This window comes from Roseomonas fluvialis (assembly GCF_022846615.1).
GTDB classification, from domain to species: domain Bacteria; phylum Pseudomonadota; class Alphaproteobacteria; order Acetobacterales; family Acetobacteraceae; genus Neoroseomonas; species Neoroseomonas fluvialis.
Window position 1 is genome coordinate 205,103 of record NZ_AP025637.1, and the last position, 17,187, is coordinate 222,289.

Below are 17,187 nucleotides of genomic sequence, written 5' to 3' on the forward strand. Positions count from 1 at the left end.
TGCCCCGCCGCTACAGGATGAAGTCTCCCACCTGCAGCGCCACGTTGCCGGTGATCCGGATGGAGAATTCCGCGGTGCCGATCGCGCCGTCGGTATTGCCGAACAGGAAGGTGTCGCCGCCGATCACCTGGCTGCGCAGCTGCGCGGTGCCGGTGAAGGCCGCGGCGGTGCCGATGTAGGTGAAGGCCTGGTTGCCCGCTGTCGCGACATCGGCGTCGATGAAGAACACGTCGATGCGGTCGAGCTGCACGCGTGAGACATCCGCGATGCGGTCGCGCACCGGCCCCGGCGCGCCGCTGTCCGTGGTGGCGCTGAAGCGGACAGGTCGGCCCCGATTCCGCAGCGCAGCACGTCGATGCCCGCGCCGCCGATCAGCAGGTCGTTGCCGCTGCGCCCGGTCAGCGTATTCGCCAGGTCGTCGCCGGTCAGGGTATCGTGGCCGTTGCCGCCCGCGATCCACTCGATACCGGTGAAGTCGTCGCCCTGCGCATCGCCGCCCGACGCCTCGCCGGTCGCGAGGTTCACGTTCACCGCCAGCAACGAGCCCAGGTAGTCGAGCTGGTCGCGCAGCCCCTCCCCGCCATCGATCACGTCGGCCTGCGCGCCGGGGCGCAGGATGTCGTCGCCCGCGCCGCCGTCGAGCGTGTCGGCGCCGGCATTGCCGTCCATCACGTCGTTGCCGGCCCCGCCCTGCATGAGGTCGGCCTCGTTGTCGCCCCGCATGACGTCGCGCCTGGCCCCGCCCAGCAGCGTGCCGGCGCCGTCGCCGCCGAAGATGCGCCCGTTCAGCACCACGCCCTCGGTGCCGTCGTACAGGTCGCCGGCGCCGCCCAGGCCGATGTTCCCCACGATCGTGCCGGCGTTGAAGATCTGGTCGATCGTGACCGTGCCGAACACCGCATCGGTCTCGCCGCCGATCCGCCCCGTATTGTTCAGCACGTTCACGCCTTTCGCGCCGGACGCGCCGCTGAAGATGAAGACGCGCTCGATCACGCCGTCGTTCTGCACCAGGGCGGAGCGCCCATCGATGGTCACGCCGTTGATGCTGCCGGTGTCGATCAGCACCACCCCCTCGGACCCGCTGGTGGCGAAGCCGCGCCCGCCGGCGCCATCGCCCGAGAACGTGCCCTGGTTCACCACGGTCACGCTGTTCACGGCATCGAGCACCAGGCCGTTCTCGCGCCCGGCGATGGTGCCGGTGTTGGTCACCGTCATCTGCGCGGCGTTGCGCAGCAGCGCGCCCTGCACGGCGCCGTCGATCATGCCGCTGTTGGACAGCGGGCCGCCCTGCGAGGAGATCTGCACGCCGGCCGCGCCGCCCGAGATCCGGCCCTCGTTGACGATGAAGGCGTCGTCACCTGCGGTGATGTTCACGCCCACGGTGTTGCCGGTGATGGTGCCGCTGTTGTCCACCCGCGTGCCGGCGGTGAGCGAGACGACGCCGTTCTCCCACCCCGAGACGCGCCCGCTGTTCACCAGCACGTTCGGCCCGCTGCCCGAACTGGGCAGCGTGCTGGCGCCGAACACGATCGCGCCGGTGCCCAGGACGCTGTTGTCCCTGCCCGAGACCACCTCGCCGGCATTGGTCACGCTATGCCCGAGCCCCTGCAGCGCGATGCCTGACCCCAGCCCGCCATACACGTAGCCGCCCACACCGATATCGATGCGCGAACCCGAAGCCGGCGTGGCGCCGATGTTGTCGAGGCGGATCGCATCCGACGCCGCCGCATAGAGCGTGCCGAGGATGGTGAGGTCGTTCGCCAGGCGCTGCAGCGACACGACGGTGGCATTTGACCCGGTGTTTGTCAGCGTGGCGTCCGCGCCCACGAACAGCCGGTCGAACTCCGTGGCGCCGAGCGTATAGAGCGGCGTGAAGTTCGCCGTGCCTTCCTAATTGCTGAGGACGATGCGATTGGCCATGGCACGATGTTCCCGGTTTCGTGACAGAATACTGCGCCATCGAAACGGAATCCGACAATACCGGCCTTGGCCTTGCCGGGCCGCGGTGCGAGGCCCCCGCGCAGCCCGCGACCCAAGCGCAGCCGGCGGCCCGCGTGCAGGCTCGGCGCCGCCGGTCGCGCTACATCAGCAGCAGCGCCACCCCGGCGCCGGCGGCGCCCAGCAGCGCCAACCCGCGCGCGAGGCGCCGCCGCGGCACCGGTTTGGGGCGTGGCCGTGTCCGCGGCGACAGGCCCGGCGGCTGTGCGCGCCGGAAGGCCCGGCGCAGCGCCGGCCATGCCGTGGCCGGCAAGGCGCGCGAGGCCGCGAGCGCCGGCACCGAACCCTCCGCCCGCGCCGCCACGATCCGTTCGCGGTATCGCCCGGCCTGGTCGTCGAAGCGCGAGGCGACCACCACCACCACCAGGCGCGGGTCGGCCAGGGCCTGCGTGACTTCGCGGAAGCGCCACTGCGCCGCCTCCAGCCCGTCATGCGCGCTGTCGGTGTACCATTGTCCGTGCCGGATGCCGCCGCCGGGGATTGTCGCCAGCAGCATCACCTCGAAGGTCTCGGGCTCCATGGCGGGCTCCGTCGCCGTGTCTCGCGGGCTGCTTGGCGCGGTGGGGCTGCCCCTGTAGAACCCCGCCTTCCCAGACGAGACGCAGGTCCCCGCACCATGGCCGCCTACCAGTACGTCTATGTGATGAAAGACCTTACCAAGTCCTATCCGGGCGGCCGTGAGATCTTCAAAGGCATCACCCTGTCCTTCCTGCCGGGGGTGAAGATCGGCGTGCTGGGGCCGAACGGCGCGGGCAAATCGACGCTCATGCGCATCATGGCCGGCCAGGACAAGGAATTCGGCGGCGAGGCCTGGGCGGCCGAGGGCGTGCGCGTGGGCTACCTGTCGCAGGAACCCGAGCTCGATCCCAACCTGACGGTCGGCGAGAATGTCCGCCTCGCCTTCGCCGAGCTCAACGCCCACATGGCGCGCTTCAACGAGATCTCCGAGAAATTCGCCGAGGAGATGTCCGAGGACGAGATGAACACGCTGCTCGCCGAGCAGGCCGAGCTGCAGGAGAAGATCGACGCCGCCAATGGCTGGGAGATCGACCGCCAGGTCGAGATCGCGCTGGATGCGCTGCGCTGCCCGCCGCCCGATGCCGCGGTGACCAACCTGTCGGGCGGCGAGCGCCGCCGTGTCGCGTTGTGCCGGCTGCTGCTGGAAAAGCCCGACATGCTGCTGCTCGACGAACCGACAAACCACCTCGATGCCGAGAGCGTGTCGTGGCTGGAGCAGACGCTGAAGGCCTACACCGGCACGGTGCTGATCGTCACCCACGACCGCTACTTCCTCGACAACGTGACGTCCTGGATTCTCGAGGTCGATCGCGGCCGCGGCATTCCCTACGAGGGCAACTACTCCACCTACCTCGAGCAGAAGCGCAAGCGCATGGCGCAGGAGGAGCGCGAGGAGAGCGCCCGCCAGCGCCAGCTGGCCGAGGAACGCGACTGGATCGGGCGCAGCCCGTCGGCTCGCCAGGCGAAGTCCAAGGCGCGCATCGCGGCCTATGAAGACCTGCTGCGCGCCAGCCAGGACAAGGCCCCCGACCCGACCGAGATCGCCATCCCGCCGGCACCCCGCCTGGGCAATACGGTGATCGTCGCGGAGGGGCTGCGCAAGGGCTACGGGAACTCGCTGCTGATCGACGACCTGTCGTTCAAGCTGCCGCCGGGCGGCATCGTCGGCGTGATCGGCCCCAACGGCGCGGGCAAGACCACGCTGTTCAAGATGATCATGGGCCGCGAGCAGCCCGATGCCGGCACGCTGACGGTCGGCGAGAGCGTGCAGCTCGGCTACGTCGACCAGTCCCGCGACAGCCTCGATGACAGCAAGTCCGTCTGGCAGGAGATCTCGGGCGGGGAGGACATGATCACCATCGGCAAGCGGTCGGTGCCGTCCCGCGCCTATTGCGCCGCCTACAACTTCAAGGGCGGCGACCAGCAGAAGAAGGTGGGCTCGCTGTCGGGCGGCGAGCGCAACCGCGTGCACCTCGCGAAGATGCTCAAGCGCGAGCACAACGTGCTGCTGCTCGACGAACCGACCAACGACCTGGATGTGGAAACCCTGCGTGCGCTCGAGAATGCGCTGATGGATTTCGCGGGCTGCGCGGTGATCATCTCGCACGACCGCTTCTTCCTGGATCGGCTCGCGACGCACATCCTGGCCTTCGAGGGCGACAGCCACGTCGAGTGGTTCGAGGGGAACTTCGAGGCCTACGAAGAGGACAAGCGACGTCGACTCGGCGAACACGCTACCGACCCGCACCGCATCAAGTACAAGCCGCTCGCCCGCTGAGGCCGGGGGGCACGCGCCCCCCGCGACCCTGGTCTTTCTCCGGGCGAGCCGCGACCCGGCGCGCACGCCGATCCGACGGAGGGCGCAGATGAGCGCAGCCATGCAGGCGCTGAAGTCCACGCGGCTGATCACGACCGAGCGGCTGATGCTGATCCCGCCCGGGCGCGAGAACCTGCCCGACCTGATCCGCCTCAAGGCCGACGAGCGTGTCTTCGGCTGGATGCTGCATGGCGTGCGCAGCGAACAGCGCACGCGCGAGGAACTGGAGGACGACATCGACTTCTGGGAGGTGCGCGGCTACGGCACCTGGTGCGTCTTCGAGCGCGCGACGGGCGATTTCCTGGGCATCTGCGGCCTGATGGAACGCCCGGACGGGCGCGGTGTCGCGCTGCGCTACGCGCTGTGGCCGGAATGCCGCGGGAAGGGTTATGCGCGGGAGGCGGCGCGGGCCGCGCTCGCCTTCGGGCACCGCGCGGGCCTGCCGCGCATCATCGCGGTGGCGCGCGAGGAGAACGAGGCCTCGCGCGCGGTGATGGCCGACATCGGCATGACGCCGGCGGGCGACTACCGCTACCAGGGCCACCGCATGCTGGTGTTCGAAAGCCGCGGCTGACCCCTTCAGCGGCGCGCCGCGCGGCGGCGCCAGGCCAGCGCCAGTGCCAGTGCCAGTGCCAGGTTGCAGCCCAGCAGCCCGGCGCCGGCCGGCACCAGGTGGTGCAGCGCGCCCGCGGGCGTGAAGACCACGAAGGTCCAGGCGATCTTGGCCAGCACCATCGCATTCAGCACGACCAGGCCCCAGGCGAAGGACCGGCGCCAGAAGGCGGCCGCGAGCGCGGCGAGGCTCACCGGCACCAGCAGCGCGACCGCGACCTTGGCCGGTCCCCAGGGACCGAGCAGGTAGTCGCGCTCCGCGGCCAGCACGGCGACCGTCATAGCCGAGGGTACCTCGGGTGTGGGGAACCACGCCATGCTGGTGACCAGGGCCAGCAGGGTCAGCGCGAGGCCCGCGACGCTGCGCCGCCAGGCAAACCAGCACCAGGGCAGCAGGAAGAAGGGCCGGATCCACCAGCTCCATTCATTGTGGTGCCGCGCCCAGGCCCAGGCTGCGATCTCCTCGAGCGAACCCATCCGCCTCCGCTACTCGAGCACCTCCGGCCAGCCGATGAAGATGCCGACATCGCCGGGCATGCCGCCGGGATAGTCGATCACCCGCGCACTGAAGGTGAAGCCGCCGGGTTTCAGGTCGCGGTCCCACCATTCGTAGATCTTGTGCATCACCCCCGGCAGCGTGTCTTGCCAGCCCTCCAGGCGGTTGTTGATGCGCCGCCCGCCATCCTCGCAGAGCACCGAGGGGAAGCGCACCAGCATCAACTCGCGCTCGCCGGCTTCGAAGGCGCGGCGGATGCGCAGCAGGGCACGGTCGCGGTCCTCCTGCGTGATCTCATAGGTCTGCACGCGGTGGGAAAAGGTCTCGAGCTCGGCGCGCTTGTGCGCGGCCGCCTCTTCGGCCTCGGCGCGCCGGCGTTCGGCGGCGGCCGCCTTGGCGGCGAACAGGTCGCGGATCGACAGGGCGGGTGGATGCGGGTCCATGGCGGCGTGCTCTCCGAAGGGGAGGCACACCTACAGCATGCGAACGACGCAGGTCTTGACCTGCGTCAACGCGCGTCAGCTGCGCGCCTCGCGTGCTGCGAGCTGCGCGATCTGGTTGCGCATGGCATCGAGCAACGCGGCCACGCGCCCGCCATTGCGCTGGATAACGGCCGAGTATTCGCTGCGCGTGGTCAGGCGCAGCGAGGTGCCCTCGGCGATCACGTCCACCACGCGGGGCTGGCCGCCGACCTCGGCCACGCGCCAGTCGAGCGAGAAGGCCGGCTGGCTCGGGCGTTCGATGATGGTGTTGACCAGGACGTCTTCCTCGGTGCGCTGCTGGCTGCGGCCGAGCGAGAAGCGCACGCCGCGGTATTCCCCGAAGCGCGCCGAGAGGTTGCGCACGATGATGTCGTCGAACAGGCGGTTGTAGTCCGCGAGTTCCGCCGGCGAGGCCTGGCGGACGTACCGACCCAGGATGAAGCGGCCGGTCCCTTCAATGTCGACGGTGCGGCGCAGCACGGCGGCGACCTTGTCGCGCCGCGCCGCGACGTCGGACCGTGTGTCATTGATGGCTGCGACCAGCTCGTTGCCGGCGTCGCGCACGAAGGCGGCGGCGCGGGCCGGGTCGATCTCGGCATGGCCGGCGCGCGGCCAGGCCAGTGCCAGGGTCGCGGCGGCGGCGGGGAGGGCGAGGAGGGTGCGGCGTTGCATGGGGCTCATATGGTTCCTGGCACCCGGATTCCGAGTCATCGGGCCGGCGGCGGCGCGGCGTCGGGCCCGCCGGGTGCCGTGACACCCTGGCCGAAGCCGGTGACGCCGGAGGGCCCCACCACGTTCCCGCCGGGGCTTTCCTGGTTGCGGATCTCGAAGGCGCGGCGCTGGCGATACGCCGAGCGCAGCGTGGAATAGGGGTCGAGCGAGGTGGCGCGGACCTGGTCGATGGGCTCCAGCAGCGCCTCGCGCGTGTCGACCACCGTGAGGCCGAGCTGGGTCCAGCCCGCGGCATCCACGATCAGCCCCTGGCCCAGCCAGGAGAGCGGGTTGATCGCGAGGTCGACCGCCTGGCCGCCGAGGTCGCGCGGGGAGGAAGGGCCGAAGAGCGGGACGAACATATAGAAGCCCTCGCCCGCGCCCCAGACCGCCAGCGTCTGGCCGAAATCCTCGGAATGGCCGGGCACGCCCCATTCGCGCGCGACATCCAGCAGGCCGCCGACGCCCAGGGTGGAATTGACCATGAAGCGGCCGAGGGTGATGCGCGCCCGCGGAATGTTGCCCTGCAGCAGGTCGTTGGCGAGGATCACCGGCGCGCGCAGGTTGCCCAGCACGTTGCGGATGCCCGAGCGGATGGGCTGCGGCAGGATGTCGCGATAGGCCTCGGCGACCGGCTGGAGCACATAGCGGTCGGCCACTTCATGCACTTCGAACATGGCGCGGTTGGCGGGTTCGAAGGGGTCGTTGGTCTCGCGGAATTCGGCGAGGCCCTCGGCGTCATCGGGGTCGGGGCGCGTGGCGCAGCCGGCGGCGGCCAGGGCCAGCAGCAGCGCCAGGCCGCGCAGGCCAAGGGATTGGGACGGAAGCATCACGGCGAAATACACAGTCCTTCCGCACGTTGGAACCGATTTCCCAACGGGGGTTGCCGGGAGAGGGTTGCACACCAGCCTACTGCGTGGTTGTGGCGTTGCAGTGAACCGCTTCGCCGCGAAACGTAACGAAGCCTTGCAAGCCCCGGCCGGACAGGCGACAGGGGGCGCCCCGCGGCAGCGGGCCGGACGCCACGAGGAACGCGCGCGATGAACCATGCCATGACCGGAACACTGGCCCGCTGGCTGACCGGGCCCCGGGTGCCGGGGCTGCCGGCGCCGTCGGAGTTGCCGCCGCCGCGGCTGTCCTTCGAGTTCTTCCCGCCCAAGACCGAGAAGCTCGAGGAACAGCTCTGGCAGTGCATTCGGCGGCTGGAGCCGCTCGGGCCGCGCTTCGTGAGCGTGACCTATGGCGCGGGGGGCACCACGCAGGAGCGCACGCATGCGACGGTGTCGCGGCTGGTGAGCGAGACATCGCTGACGCCGGCCGCGCACCTGACCTGCGTGGGGGCCACGCGGGACGAGGTGGATGCGGTGGCGCGGCGGTACTGGGACGCCGGGGTGCGGCATATCGTCGCGCTGCGCGGCGACCCGCCGGCGGGGGCCAGCGAATACACCCCGCACCCGGGCGGCTATGCCCAGGCGGAGGATCTTGTGCGCGGGCTGCGGCGCATCGGGGAATTCGACATCTCGGTCGGAGCGTATCCGGAGGGGCACCCGGCGGCGGTCTCGGCCGAGGCGGATCTCGATTTCCTGAAGCGCAAGATCGATGCCGGGGCGAACCGGGCGATCACGCAGTACTTCTTCGACACGGATGTGTACCTGCGCTTCCTGGACCGCTGCCTGGCAGCGGGGATCACGGTGCCGATCGTGCCGGGGATCCTGCCGGTGTCGAACTTTTCGCAGGTGGTGAAGTTCTCGGCGATGTGCGGGGCGAGCGTGCCGGCCTGGATGGGGAAACTGTTCGAGGGGCTGGAGGAAGATGCCGAGACGCGGCGCATGGTGGCGACCGTGGTGGCGGCGGAGCAGGTGAGGTTGCTGCAGGCGAATGGGGTGGATGAGTTCCACTTCTATACGTTGAACCGGCCGGATCTGACCTATGCGATCGCGCATATCTTGGGGGCGCGGGCGAAGGTGGGGGCTACGGGTTGAGGGGGCGGCCGCGGCGGCGTTGAGGATTGTTGGTTTCGGACAAATGCCCCGCGGGTGGCGGGGGTGCTGGTTTCGGACAAATGGCGTGGCGGGTGCGCGGCGGGGGCTAGGCACCCGATCGGCGAGCCCGCGCGGGATTCGCGCATTTGCGCGGCGCGCCGGTGGGGCGGTGGTTGGGGACGGATGGGGGTCGGGTCAAAGAGCGGCCTCGCTGCGCAGATGCAGCGCGAGGATTTTGTTCCTATATGGCCGCGCAGGCTGAGTCCAATGGTTTTGCGGTTAGCACGGGGTGTTGGTACTTGCGGCGCTTCAGTGCCGTAGGCGAAGCTGGGTGGCGACGGCTTATCCGCACCTGCTTGTGCCTTAGTCGCCCCTGACGATTCGCCCCGGTTGCCTCGCTTCGCTGCGCGTTGTGAGTGCCTGCTCGACAGGCCGGTCGTGGGACCAACGGGTCGACTAATTTCGTGGAGTGCCGATATGATCAAAGGGCAGTCGACGGCTACGCTGTTTCACGCGAAACGTCACCCGACCGCCAATTCCGATTTAGTGTTTCGGCGCAGTCTGGGTAGTCTAACGTTTGCTGTGACTTCATCACTCATTGCCTCCAACACGTCTGCAGGACAGACCAATATAAGGGCGATACCTGCGGCCTTTTTTTCGAACGTAAGATTCATAGCAATTATTAATTCAGTCAGGATCTGGCAGGATGATGCTTGGCGCTATATTTCGGGAGGAGCCGTAACTTCTGCGCGTGCACTACCAGGAGGTGTGCTCGATCAAGATTTTGATATTCAGGGCCTAGTTATTTCGACAGCTCGGCAAAATTTTCGGATCCGGCTTCATTCTCTTTCTCGATTGCATCAGATACCGGTGCTCATCGGAAAAGGTGAGCCCTTGCCACATGGAACTGCTTCCGACCTTTCGAGAGATCTCTATATCTCGATAAACTTATCAGCGAAAGAACATCAGAGGAACCCTTCGGCGCGGGCCGGATCTGACATTGATTTGGAACTTAGATGGAATTACGTTTTGCAACGAGGATCTATAACTTCGATCTCGTTCATCTCAGATGAAAAACATGAGTTCGGCCGGATTAATTCGTATGATCTTACTTCATTTGTTTTGAGCAAAGCGAGGGAGTGTATTGTTGAGATTTTTCAGAATGAATTTGTGGTAGATTAGTAATTCATCCTGAAAGCATTCGAGGCGATTCTCTCAACAATTGCGTACTTGCTCAGGTGTATTTGGGGCAGCGCGACCCGCTATCCCGCGACCTCCAGCGCCAACAGCCCGGCCGCGAGCACCCGCCGCAACTCCCGCTCCGGCAGCGCCACGCAGCCTTCCGTCGGCGCGAAATCCGCCCGCGCCACATGCAGGAAGATCGCGCTGCCGCGCCCGCGCTGCACCGGCGCGTCGTTCCAGCCGAGCACCGCGATCACGTCGTAGACCGCATCCGCGCGCCACAGGTTTTCGTGCCGCGTCGCGTGCGGCAGGCGGATGGCCTGGTTGTAGTCGCGGTGCGCCGGGTCGTCGCACCAGCCATCCTCGGGCGCGATGGGTTCGCAGGGCAGGGTGGTGGCCGGGCGCGGGCCGCGGTCGGCGCGCCACAGCACGCGGCGCAGCGGCAGCAGGCCGATGGGCGTGGCGCCGTCACCTTCCTGCTTCGCGGTGGTGATGCCGCCCTTGCCGATGGCGCAGCGCAGCGTCTCGCCGCGGAAGCGCAGCAGGCCGTCGGCAGTGACGCGGGCGGTGGTGGTCATGTAGGGTCAGGTCCGGCGAGAGTGGCGCGGATTATCGGCGCATCGCGGCTGCGCCACCACACCTCGACAGCCCGAAAACGGACGGCACGCCGCCACCGGTCGAGCACGGCACTCCACGAAAGGCCGCGAAGGCGGGCCGTGGATACGCAACTGAATGCCGCCGGATGCAAGACAGGAAACGGATCGCGCCAGGCGCGATCCGGGAGCGCTCAGCGCGACCGCGCCCAACCTGCCAGCCACCCCCGGCGCACCAGCGCGGGGCGCGAAGGCAAGCCGTGCGGATGCGCGGCGCCCGCCGTCTGAGGGATCAAAAAACAGCGTTCGGCGTGCCTCCGCACGCCGAAGATCACTGCGGCAGGATATGCCCGAACCGCTCCGCCTTCGTGCGCAGATACCCGTCGTTCACCCCATTCGGGTCGAAGGCATGCGCCTCGCGGCCCTGCACCTCGATCCCGCAGGCGGACAGGCCGTTGATCTTGTCGGGGTTGTTGGTCAGCAGGCGCACGCGTTCCACGCCCACCGCGCGCAGCATGGTGGCGGCGACCAGGAAGTTGCGCTCGTCCGCGCCGTAGCCCAGCGCGCGGTTGGCATCGAGCGTGTCCAGCCCGGCATCCTGCAGCGTGTACGCGCGCAGCTTGTTCACCAGGCCGATGCCGCGGCCTTCCTGCGCCAGGTACAGCAGCACGCCGCCTGCGGGGTCGGCCGCCATGCGCACGAGCGCGCCGCGCAGCTGCGGGCCGCAGTCGCAGCGCAGCGAACCCAGCAGGTCGCCGGTGAAGCATTCGGAATGGGCGCGCACCAGCGGGGCGCCGCCCTCGCGCGCGGTCTTCTCCGGGTCGCCGACCAGGATGGCCAGGTGCTCGATCCCGCCATCGGCGGCGCGGAAGGCGATGATGCGTGCCTCGGGCACGTCCAGCAGCGGCACGCGGGCCTCGGCCACGCGCGCCAGCGAGGTGGCGGCGCCGGCCGGGTAGGCGAGCACATCGGCCGCCGGCACGCTCAGCAGGGACAGGCGCGCGGCGGCAGCCTCGGTGGCCGGCGCGGCGACCAGGGCGGGCAGCAGCCGCGCCAGCTTGGCCAAAGCGATCGCCGCCTGGGCCAGCGGCGGGGCGGCCAGGCGTTCAGGCGTGTCGAGAATGAGCCGATCGGCGGTCGGGTCCGCCAGGGACCGCAGCGCGGCGGGCGCCATCAGCCCTGCGGGCAGGCGCAGGGCAACGGCGCCTTCGTCCTCGGCCGCGTGGGGCACGGGGCGCTGCAGCACGGCGGCGGCGCGCACGGGGGCGAGCAGCAGCAGGGCCGGGCCGAGCGCGGCGTCCGCGAGTTCCGCGAGGCCGCGCGCGCCCACCGTTTCGGCCGCGGCGACGACGAGGCAGGTGTCCTGGCCGCGCAGGACGACAGGCGTGCCACGCCGCAGCTCCGCCACCGCACGATGAACCGATCGCAGCGCATGCACGCCGGATTCGTGATCGTGGGCAGCGTTTTTCGCTTCGGTGGCGAGGTTGCCTGGTGGCGTCATGGTGTGGCGTTCCATTCTTCGATCCATGGCGCGCCGGGAATGTGGCGTGCGCATGGCGGCACGGATGGCGCCCGGTAGCCTTCGGGCTGATGGCATGTGGTACGCATCAGCGGCGCGTCCAGATGCGTGAATCGTCAATCACAGATGCGAGAACTTGCCCGCGGCGACGCGGCGAGGCTGGCATAACCGTGACTTACCGGCCATACCTGCGGCGGGGGCTACCGTCGTCGCGGATCCGTGACGACCTTCAGAATGGGGAATCGGCGCATGCCAGGTCCGCGCCCGGTGCTGATCGTCGATGACGACACCGCACTTTCAGCGACACTCGCCGAACAGTTGTCCCTCGAAGGGGAATTCGCGCCGGTGGAGGCCGCGAGTCTTGCGCAGGCCGAGGCGCGGCTGACCGCGGATGGAGCGCGGTTCGACCTGATCCTGCTGGATATCCGGCTGCCGGACGGGGACGGGCGCGACTACTGCACGCGACTGCGCCGCGACGGCTTCCGCATGCCGGTGGTGATGCTGACCGGCGTGGACAGCGAGGCGGACGTGGTCAGCGGGCTCGATGCCGGGGCGAACGACTTCATCGTCAAGCCGTTCCGGCTGAACGAGTTGTTGGCGCGCATCCGGGCGCAGCTGCGCGGCTACGACAGCAGCGAGGATGCGGTGTTCAAGGTCGGGCCGTACCTGTTCCGGCCCTCGGCCAAGCAGTTGCACGACCAGGCGAAGGGCAGGCGGATCCGGCTGACCGAAAAGGAAGCCGCGATCCTCAAGTTCCTGTACCGCGCCGGCGGGCGGCCGGTGCCGCGCACCGTGCTGCTGAACGACGTGTGGGGCTACAACAGCAACGTCACGACGCACACGCTCGAGACTCACATCTACCGCCTGCGCCAGAAGATCGAGCCGAACCCGGCCGAGACGCGCTTATTGGTGACCGAGGCGGGAGGCTATCGGCTGGAGCAGTTCGAGGACTCCGCCACGCCGGGCGCCTGACGCTCCCGCACGACGGGTTGCATCGCGATCCGGCAGTGCCTGGCGCATCCGCGCCCAGGCCAGCAGTGCATGGCGCGCAACCCGCGGCGGCCGTGGGTCGCCGCTCGAGGGTGGCAAATGCAGCCGCCACGTCCGATATGGGCGCGATGAACCCGCCCGCGCTGTTGGTCGAAGCCCTCACCAAGACCTACGCCGCCGGCACCGCGCCGGCGGTCGACGGCCTCACCTTCACGCTGCCCATGGGGCAGACCTGGGGCCTGCTCGGCGGCAATGGTGCCGGCAAGTCCACCACCATCGCCATGCTGCTCGGGCTGCTGGTGCCGACGTCCGGCCGTGTGGTCGCACTTGGCCACGACATGGCACGCGACCGCTTCGCCGCGCTGGCGCGGATGAACTTTTCATCGCCCTACATCGCGCTGCCACATCGGTTGACCGTGACCGAGAACCTGCGCGTCTATGCCGATCTGTACGGCGTGCCCGACGCGAAGCGGCGCATCGCGGACCTGGTCGAGCAATTCGCGCTCGGCGACTTCGCCACGCGCCCTGCGGGGCAACTGAGTGCGGGGCAGAAGACGCGCGTCGCGCTCGCCAAGGCGCTGGTGAACCAGCCCGCGCTGCTGCTGCTCGATGAACCGACGGCGAGCCTCGACCCCGACACCGGCGACTGGGTGCGCACGACGCTTGAAGCCTATGCCGCGCAGAGCGGCGCCTCGATCCTGCTCGCCAGCCACAACATGGCCGAGGTGGAGCGGCTGTGTTCCAACGTGCTGATGCTCAAGGGCGGGCGCGTCGTCGATGAAGGCAGCCCGGCCGCGCTGCTGGAGAAGTACGGGCGCGACGACCTGGAGGAGGTTTTCCTCGACATCGCGCGTGGCCGTGCGCGCGCGGAGGCCGTGGCATGAGCAGCGGCGTGGACCGCCGCGACGGCGCAGCCACCGAAGGCCTGAACCACGGCCGCCAGCAGGGCGGTTCGCTGCGCCGCATCTGGGGGCTGATGTACCGGCACCTGGCACTGTACCGGCGGTCCTGGCCGCGGGTGCTCGAACTCATGTACTGGCCGGTGCTGCAGATGGTGGTGTGGGGTTTCGTCACCTCCTACCTGGTCGGGGTGCAGGGCAATGCGGTGACCATCGCGGCCGGCGTGCTGCTGGGCGGCGTGCTGCTGTGGGAGGTCACGCTGCGCAGCCAGATGGGCTTTGCGATTTCGTTTCTCGAGGAAGTGTGGTCGCGCAACCTGGGGCACCTGTTCGTCTCGCCGCTGCGGCCGTGGGAACTGGTGGCGGGGCTCGCGGCCATGAGCGTGCTGCGCACCGCGGTCGGCGTGGGTGCCGCGATGGTGCTGGCCTTCGTGCTGTACGGCTTCGGGCTGTGGACGATGGGGCCGGTGCTGGTGGCCTACATGGCCGCGCTGATGGCGATGGGCTGGGCGGTGGCGCTGGCTGTGACGGCGCTGATCCTGCGCCACGGCGCGGGCGCGGAAGCCCTGGCCTGGGGCGTGATGTTCGGTCTCGCGCCCTTTGCGGCGGTGTTCTACCCGGTCGCGGTGCTGCCGGGCTGGCTGCAGCCGGTGGCGTTGTCGATCCCGGCCACGCACGTCTTCGAAGGAATGCGCGCCGCGCTGGTGGATGGACGCATCGCCTGGGACCACTTGGCCTGGGCGGTGGTGCTGGATGGCGTGTGGCTGGCGGTGGCGGCCTGGGTGTTCCTGTCGCAGTTCCACCAGGCGCGGGTGCGGGGCGCACTGCTCAACATCGGGGAGTGAGCGGCAGCACCAGGCGGCGTTCCGTCACGGCGCGTCCCCATTGCTGCGCCGTCACCTCCCGGTCCAGCACGAAGCCTGCCGCCGCATACAGCCGTGCCGCGGTATCGAGGCCATCGAGCGTCCAGAGATGGATCTCCGGCAGGCCGACGCGCCGCGCCTGGCCGATCGCCTCCGCCAGCCAGCGCCGGCCGAGGCCCTGTCCGCGCAAGGCGGGGTCGAGGATGAACCAACGCAGATGCGCGCTGGCCGGGTCCTCCCCGCAATCGAGCGCGATCGACCCCAGCACGCGCCCGTCCCGCATCGCGCAGCGGAACAGGTCGCGCGCGGGGTCGAGGCGCAGCAGGAAGTCACCCAGTTCGCGCGCGACCTTTGCTTCGAAGAAGGCGCCGAAGCCGTGGGTCGCGGCATAGGTGCGGGCGTGCAGCGCGGCGATGTCGCCGATCGCGCCGGGGGTCCAGGCGGTGTGGGTGGTGGTATCCATCGCGCGATGCTGCGACGCGGCGGCCCGCGGCGCGAGGGGGCGGATGCCGCCGAATGCCCGCGACGGTCATGGCCGCCCGCCGCGCCCATGCCCGCCCATGGGTGGCTTATGAAACCCCGCCCCCCGGCCCCTGCCAGGCCCATGCGCCGCGCGCCATGGCCCTCTGGCCCCGGCCACGCTATGCCGCCGCCATGACCCCCACCCGCTTCTTCCTGGTCCGCCACGCCCTGGTGGAACCCTCCGCCCGCGCGGTGCTGTATGGCTCCATGGATGTCGCTCTGTGCGACCTCGCGCTGCGCGAGGAAGCCGCGGCCTATCGCTGGCTGGCGCATCGCCTGCCGCAGCCGGCGCGATGGTACGTGACCAACCTTTCGCGCACCCGCTTCACCGCCGCCGCCATCTTCGCGGCCGGCTATGGCGAGACCGAACTCGAAGCCGAATCCGACCTCGCGGAACAGCACCTGGGGGACTGGCAGGGCATCCCGCACGAGGCCCTGCCCGCCCTGCTGACCCGCCCCGCCCACCCCTTCTGGCCCCATGCGGGCGAGGAACATCCGCCCGGCGGCGAATCCTTCCGCCAGGTCCAGGCGCGCGTCGCCGGCGTGCTGGAACGCATGGCGACGCTGCTGGAAGGCCAGGACGTGGTGATCATCGCGCATGGCGGGTCGATCCGCGCCGCGCTTGCACATGCGATGGGCCTGACCCCCGACCAGGCCTTCGTGTTCAGCGTGAAGAACCTCTCGCTCACCCGCATCGAGAAGCATGGCCCCGACTGGCGCGTCGCGGCGGTGAACGAGGAACCCTGGACGCCGCCCGCGGCATAGCGTGGAGGGTCCGAAACGCATCGCCATAGCGCGACAGCGTCGGACCGGTCGGCACGCCGCAACGACACCGGGCGCGTGGCGCGAAGCCGGGGGTCTGCCGATTCGGCAAATTTCAGTTTCGCGACACCGGCCGGCCGCTTCACCTTGCGGTGATCGGCGGTCCCGGCCATCGCGGCGGCATCGCGAAACCTGTGTGGTGCCGCTCGGCCGGGCCTGGAGCCGCCTTGGCTCGCGCAACGCCACCGGCCTTTGGCATTTGCGGGCATCGGCCCCCGATCAGATGATTCCATCTGACCGGGAACTGCTCTAGAAGAACGCTCAGTCAATGGGTTGGGGGGTTCGCCTCATGCGCCGTCTCGCCATCTTCGCCCTCGCCGCACTCGGCCTGGCGATCGGTCACCGCGATGCCCGCGCCCAGGCCGAGGAGCAGGCGCTGGTCGATCGCGCCACGCTCTCCCTGAGCGAGGTCTTCGACATCGGCGACCTCAGCGCCGATGCCAAGTCGCTGCTCGGACGCGCCCGCGCCGCCATGATCTGCCCGCGGGTCATCCGCGGCGGCTTCGTCATCGCCGGCCAGGGCGGCGACTGCGTCCTGGTCGCGCGCGACGGCGGTGGGTCGTGGTCCTCGCCGGCCTTCTACACCATGGGCGGCGGGTCGATCGGCTTCCAGGTCGGCATCCAGGACGCGCAGGTCGTCATGCTCATCATGAACGACAAGGCGCTGGATGCCGTGCTCGATAGCCAGTTCCGCGTCGGCGGCGATGCCGGCGTGGCGCTCGGCACGCTGGGGCGCGGCATTGCCGGGTCCACCACCGCGGCGGTGGGCGCGGACATCGTGACCATTGCCCGCGCACGCGGGCTGTTCGCGGGCATCTCGCTCGACGGCAACATCCTGTCGGCGCGCAGCGCGGCGATGCGCGCCTATTTCGGGCGCGACGTCTCGGCCCGCCAAGTCGTGGTCGCGATGGAGGCGCACAACCCCGCCGCCGACCCGCTGCGTGCCGCACTGATGCGCCTGGCCGCCGCACCGGCCGCCACGCCTGCGCCGGCCGCGGCCCCCGCCGCGCAGGGGTCGGCCGCTCCGCAGGCGGTCATCACGCCGGGCCCGGCAACGACGCCCCGCGTGCAGTCCGAAAGCCTGCCCTCTCCGCCGCGCGGCACCCGCTAGAACGCTGCGCGGGACGCACCCGCTGGAACATCGCGGCGCGACATACGCTGGAACGCCGTGCACCACGCGC

Annotated in this window: 18 protein-coding genes; 8 read left to right on the forward strand and 10 right to left on the reverse strand. The window is 69.6% G+C overall.

Annotated features, from left to right (window positions below; genetic code table 11):
• Positions 1-10 precede the first annotated feature (10 nt).
• The 3 genes from MWM08_RS01005 to MWM08_RS01015 all read right to left on the reverse strand — a co-directional run bounded on the left by MWM08_RS01005 (position 11) and on the right by MWM08_RS01015 (position 2,518).
• Positions 11-229: a hypothetical protein gene (locus MWM08_RS01005; protein WP_244457612.1), complete on the reverse strand. Its 219-nt coding sequence runs from the start codon at positions 227-229 to the stop codon at positions 11-13.
• Positions 124-1,779 (reverse strand): calcium-binding protein, encoded by a 1,656-nt coding sequence (locus MWM08_RS01010; RefSeq protein WP_244457613.1) that lies wholly within the window; start codon positions 1,777-1,779, stop codon positions 124-126. The genes MWM08_RS01005 and MWM08_RS01010 overlap by 106 nt, the downstream gene beginning before the upstream one ends.
• Before the next feature lie 301 nt (positions 1,780-2,080).
• Positions 2,081-2,518 (reverse strand): hypothetical protein, encoded by a 438-nt coding sequence (locus MWM08_RS01015; RefSeq protein WP_244457614.1) that lies wholly within the window; start codon positions 2,516-2,518, stop codon positions 2,081-2,083.
• 96 nt (positions 2,519-2,614) lie between these two features.
• Between MWM08_RS01015 and ettA the strand changes: the two genes are divergently transcribed.
• Together ettA and MWM08_RS01025 are read left to right on the forward strand one after the other, a co-directional pair.
• Entirely contained in the window at positions 2,615-4,294 is a 1,680-nt protein-coding gene (gene ettA, locus MWM08_RS01020; RefSeq protein WP_244457615.1) for an energy-dependent translational throttle protein EttA, read from the forward strand.
• Positions 4,295-4,382: 88 nt separating this feature from the next.
• Entirely contained in the window at positions 4,383-4,907 is a 525-nt protein-coding gene (locus MWM08_RS01025) for a GNAT family N-acetyltransferase (protein WP_244457616.1), read from the forward strand.
• 5 nt (positions 4,908-4,912) lie between these two features.
• Here the strand turns inward: MWM08_RS01025 and MWM08_RS01030 are convergent, their stop codons facing one another.
• From MWM08_RS01030 to MWM08_RS01045, 4 genes are all read right to left on the reverse strand, one after another.
• Positions 4,913-5,422 carry a hypothetical protein gene (locus MWM08_RS01030; protein WP_244457617.1) on the reverse strand — a complete coding sequence of 170 codons (510 nt, stop codon included), beginning with the start codon at positions 5,420-5,422 and terminating at the stop codon, positions 4,913-4,915.
• Between the two features lie 9 nt (positions 5,423-5,431).
• Positions 5,432-5,884: a hypothetical protein gene (locus MWM08_RS01035; RefSeq protein ID WP_244457618.1), complete on the reverse strand. Its 453-nt coding sequence runs from the start codon at positions 5,882-5,884 to the stop codon at positions 5,432-5,434.
• A 75-nt stretch (positions 5,885-5,959) separates the two neighbouring features.
• Entirely contained in the window at positions 5,960-6,595 is a 636-nt protein-coding gene (locus MWM08_RS01040; RefSeq protein ID WP_244457619.1) for an MlaC/ttg2D family ABC transporter substrate-binding protein, read from the reverse strand.
• A 35-nt stretch (positions 6,596-6,630) separates the two neighbouring features.
• Positions 6,631-7,464, reverse strand: a complete 834-nt coding sequence (locus MWM08_RS01045; RefSeq protein WP_244457620.1) for an MlaA family lipoprotein — start codon at positions 7,462-7,464, stop codon at positions 6,631-6,633.
• Positions 7,465-7,686: 222 nt separating this feature from the next.
• Here MWM08_RS01045 and metF point away from each other — a divergent pair, with 222 nt between their 5' ends.
• On the forward strand, positions 7,687-8,616 hold the full coding sequence (metF, locus tag MWM08_RS01050) for a methylenetetrahydrofolate reductase [NAD(P)H] (RefSeq protein WP_244457621.1): 930 nt from the start codon (positions 7,687-7,689) through the stop codon (positions 8,614-8,616).
• 1,262 nt (positions 8,617-9,878) lie between these two features.
• Here the strand turns inward: metF and MWM08_RS01055 are convergent.
• Together MWM08_RS01055 and MWM08_RS01060 are read right to left on the reverse strand one after the other, a co-directional pair.
• Positions 9,879-10,376: a L,D-transpeptidase family protein gene (locus MWM08_RS01055; protein ID WP_244457622.1), complete on the reverse strand. Its 498-nt coding sequence runs from the start codon at positions 10,374-10,376 to the stop codon at positions 9,879-9,881.
• Between the two features lie 346 nt (positions 10,377-10,722).
• Entirely contained in the window at positions 10,723-11,907 is a 1,185-nt protein-coding gene (locus tag MWM08_RS01060; RefSeq protein ID WP_244457623.1) for a GTP cyclohydrolase II, read from the reverse strand.
• Positions 11,908-12,159: 252 nt separating this feature from the next.
• On the opposite strand from MWM08_RS01060, the gene MWM08_RS01065 reads away from it, so the two are divergent.
• From MWM08_RS01065 to MWM08_RS01075, 3 genes are all read left to right on the forward strand, one after another.
• Positions 12,160-12,882 (forward strand): response regulator transcription factor, encoded by a 723-nt coding sequence (locus MWM08_RS01065; RefSeq protein WP_244457624.1) that lies wholly within the window; start codon positions 12,160-12,162, stop codon positions 12,880-12,882.
• 146 nt (positions 12,883-13,028) lie between these two features.
• Positions 13,029-13,784, forward strand: coding sequence for an ABC transporter ATP-binding protein (locus MWM08_RS01070; RefSeq protein WP_244457625.1), 756 nt, complete (start codon positions 13,029-13,031; stop codon positions 13,782-13,784).
• The gene (locus tag MWM08_RS01075) at positions 13,781-14,644 is read left to right on the forward strand and encodes an ABC transporter permease (protein ID WP_423816003.1); all 864 of its coding nucleotides are present in this window, start codon (positions 13,781-13,783) and stop codon (positions 14,642-14,644) included. Before MWM08_RS01070 ends, MWM08_RS01075 begins: the two co-directional genes overlap by 4 nt.
• Here MWM08_RS01075 and MWM08_RS01080 read toward each other — a convergent pair.
• On the reverse strand, positions 14,628-15,125 hold the full coding sequence (locus MWM08_RS01080; RefSeq protein WP_244457626.1) for a GNAT family N-acetyltransferase: 498 nt from the start codon (positions 15,123-15,125) through the stop codon (positions 14,628-14,630). The two genes, MWM08_RS01075 and MWM08_RS01080, sit on opposite strands and share 17 nt — an antisense overlap.
• Before the next feature lie 191 nt (positions 15,126-15,316).
• On the opposite strand from MWM08_RS01080, the gene MWM08_RS01085 reads away from it, so the two are divergent.
• Both MWM08_RS01085 and MWM08_RS01090 read left to right on the forward strand, forming a co-directional pair.
• Positions 15,317-15,949, forward strand: coding sequence for a histidine phosphatase family protein (locus MWM08_RS01085; RefSeq protein ID WP_244457627.1), 633 nt, complete (start codon positions 15,317-15,319; stop codon positions 15,947-15,949).
• A gap of 346 nt (positions 15,950-16,295) precedes the next feature.
• A complete protein-coding gene (locus tag MWM08_RS01090; protein WP_244457628.1) occupies positions 16,296-17,117 on the forward strand; it encodes a lipid-binding SYLF domain-containing protein in 822 nt (273 codons plus the stop codon).
• The last annotated feature ends 70 nt before the right edge of the window (positions 17,118-17,187 follow it).

What these genes read in the sequence shown, in the direction of transcription:
- MWM08_RS01060 (WP_244457623.1), bottom strand. Translation starts at nt 11,907, where the DNA reads ATGGAACGCCACACCATGACGCCACCAGGCAACCTCGCCACCGAAGCG.
- MWM08_RS01035 (WP_244457618.1), bottom strand. Translation starts at nt 5,884, where the DNA reads ATGGACCCGCATCCACCCGCCCTGTCGATCCGCGACCTGTTCGCCGCC.
- MWM08_RS01045 (WP_244457620.1), bottom strand. Translation starts at nt 7,464, where the DNA reads ATGCTTCCGTCCCAATCCCTTGGCCTGCGCGGCCTGGCGCTGCTGCTG.
- MWM08_RS01090 (WP_244457628.1), top strand. Translation starts at nt 16,296, where the DNA reads ATGCGCCGTCTCGCCATCTTCGCCCTCGCCGCACTCGGCCTGGCGATC.
- ettA (WP_244457615.1), top strand. Translation starts at nt 2,615, where the DNA reads ATGGCCGCCTACCAGTACGTCTATGTGATGAAAGACCTTACCAAGTCC.
- MWM08_RS01085 (WP_244457627.1), top strand. Translation starts at nt 15,317, where the DNA reads ATGACCCCCACCCGCTTCTTCCTGGTCCGCCACGCCCTGGTGGAACCC.
- MWM08_RS01040 (WP_244457619.1), bottom strand. Translation starts at nt 6,595, where the DNA reads ATGCAACGCCGCACCCTCCTCGCCCTCCCCGCCGCCGCCGCGACCCTG.
- MWM08_RS01065 (WP_244457624.1), top strand. Translation starts at nt 12,160, where the DNA reads ATGCCAGGTCCGCGCCCGGTGCTGATCGTCGATGACGACACCGCACTT.
- MWM08_RS01070 (WP_244457625.1), top strand. Translation starts at nt 13,029, where the DNA reads ATGAACCCGCCCGCGCTGTTGGTCGAAGCCCTCACCAAGACCTACGCC.
- MWM08_RS01075 (WP_423816003.1), top strand. Translation starts at nt 13,781, where the DNA reads ATGAGCAGCGGCGTGGACCGCCGCGACGGCGCAGCCACCGAAGGCCTG.
- MWM08_RS01055 (WP_244457622.1), bottom strand. Translation starts at nt 10,376, where the DNA reads ATGACCACCACCGCCCGCGTCACTGCCGACGGCCTGCTGCGCTTCCGC.
- MWM08_RS01015 (WP_244457614.1), bottom strand. Translation starts at nt 2,518, where the DNA reads ATGGAGCCCGAGACCTTCGAGGTGATGCTGCTGGCGACAATCCCCGGC.
- MWM08_RS01030 (WP_244457617.1), bottom strand. Translation starts at nt 5,422, where the DNA reads ATGGGTTCGCTCGAGGAGATCGCAGCCTGGGCCTGGGCGCGGCACCAC.
- MWM08_RS01025 (WP_244457616.1), top strand. Translation starts at nt 4,383, where the DNA reads ATGAGCGCAGCCATGCAGGCGCTGAAGTCCACGCGGCTGATCACGACC.
- metF (WP_244457621.1), top strand. Translation starts at nt 7,687, where the DNA reads ATGACCGGAACACTGGCCCGCTGGCTGACCGGGCCCCGGGTGCCGGGG.
- MWM08_RS01080 (WP_244457626.1), bottom strand. Translation starts at nt 15,125, where the DNA reads ATGGATACCACCACCCACACCGCCTGGACCCCCGGCGCGATCGGCGAC.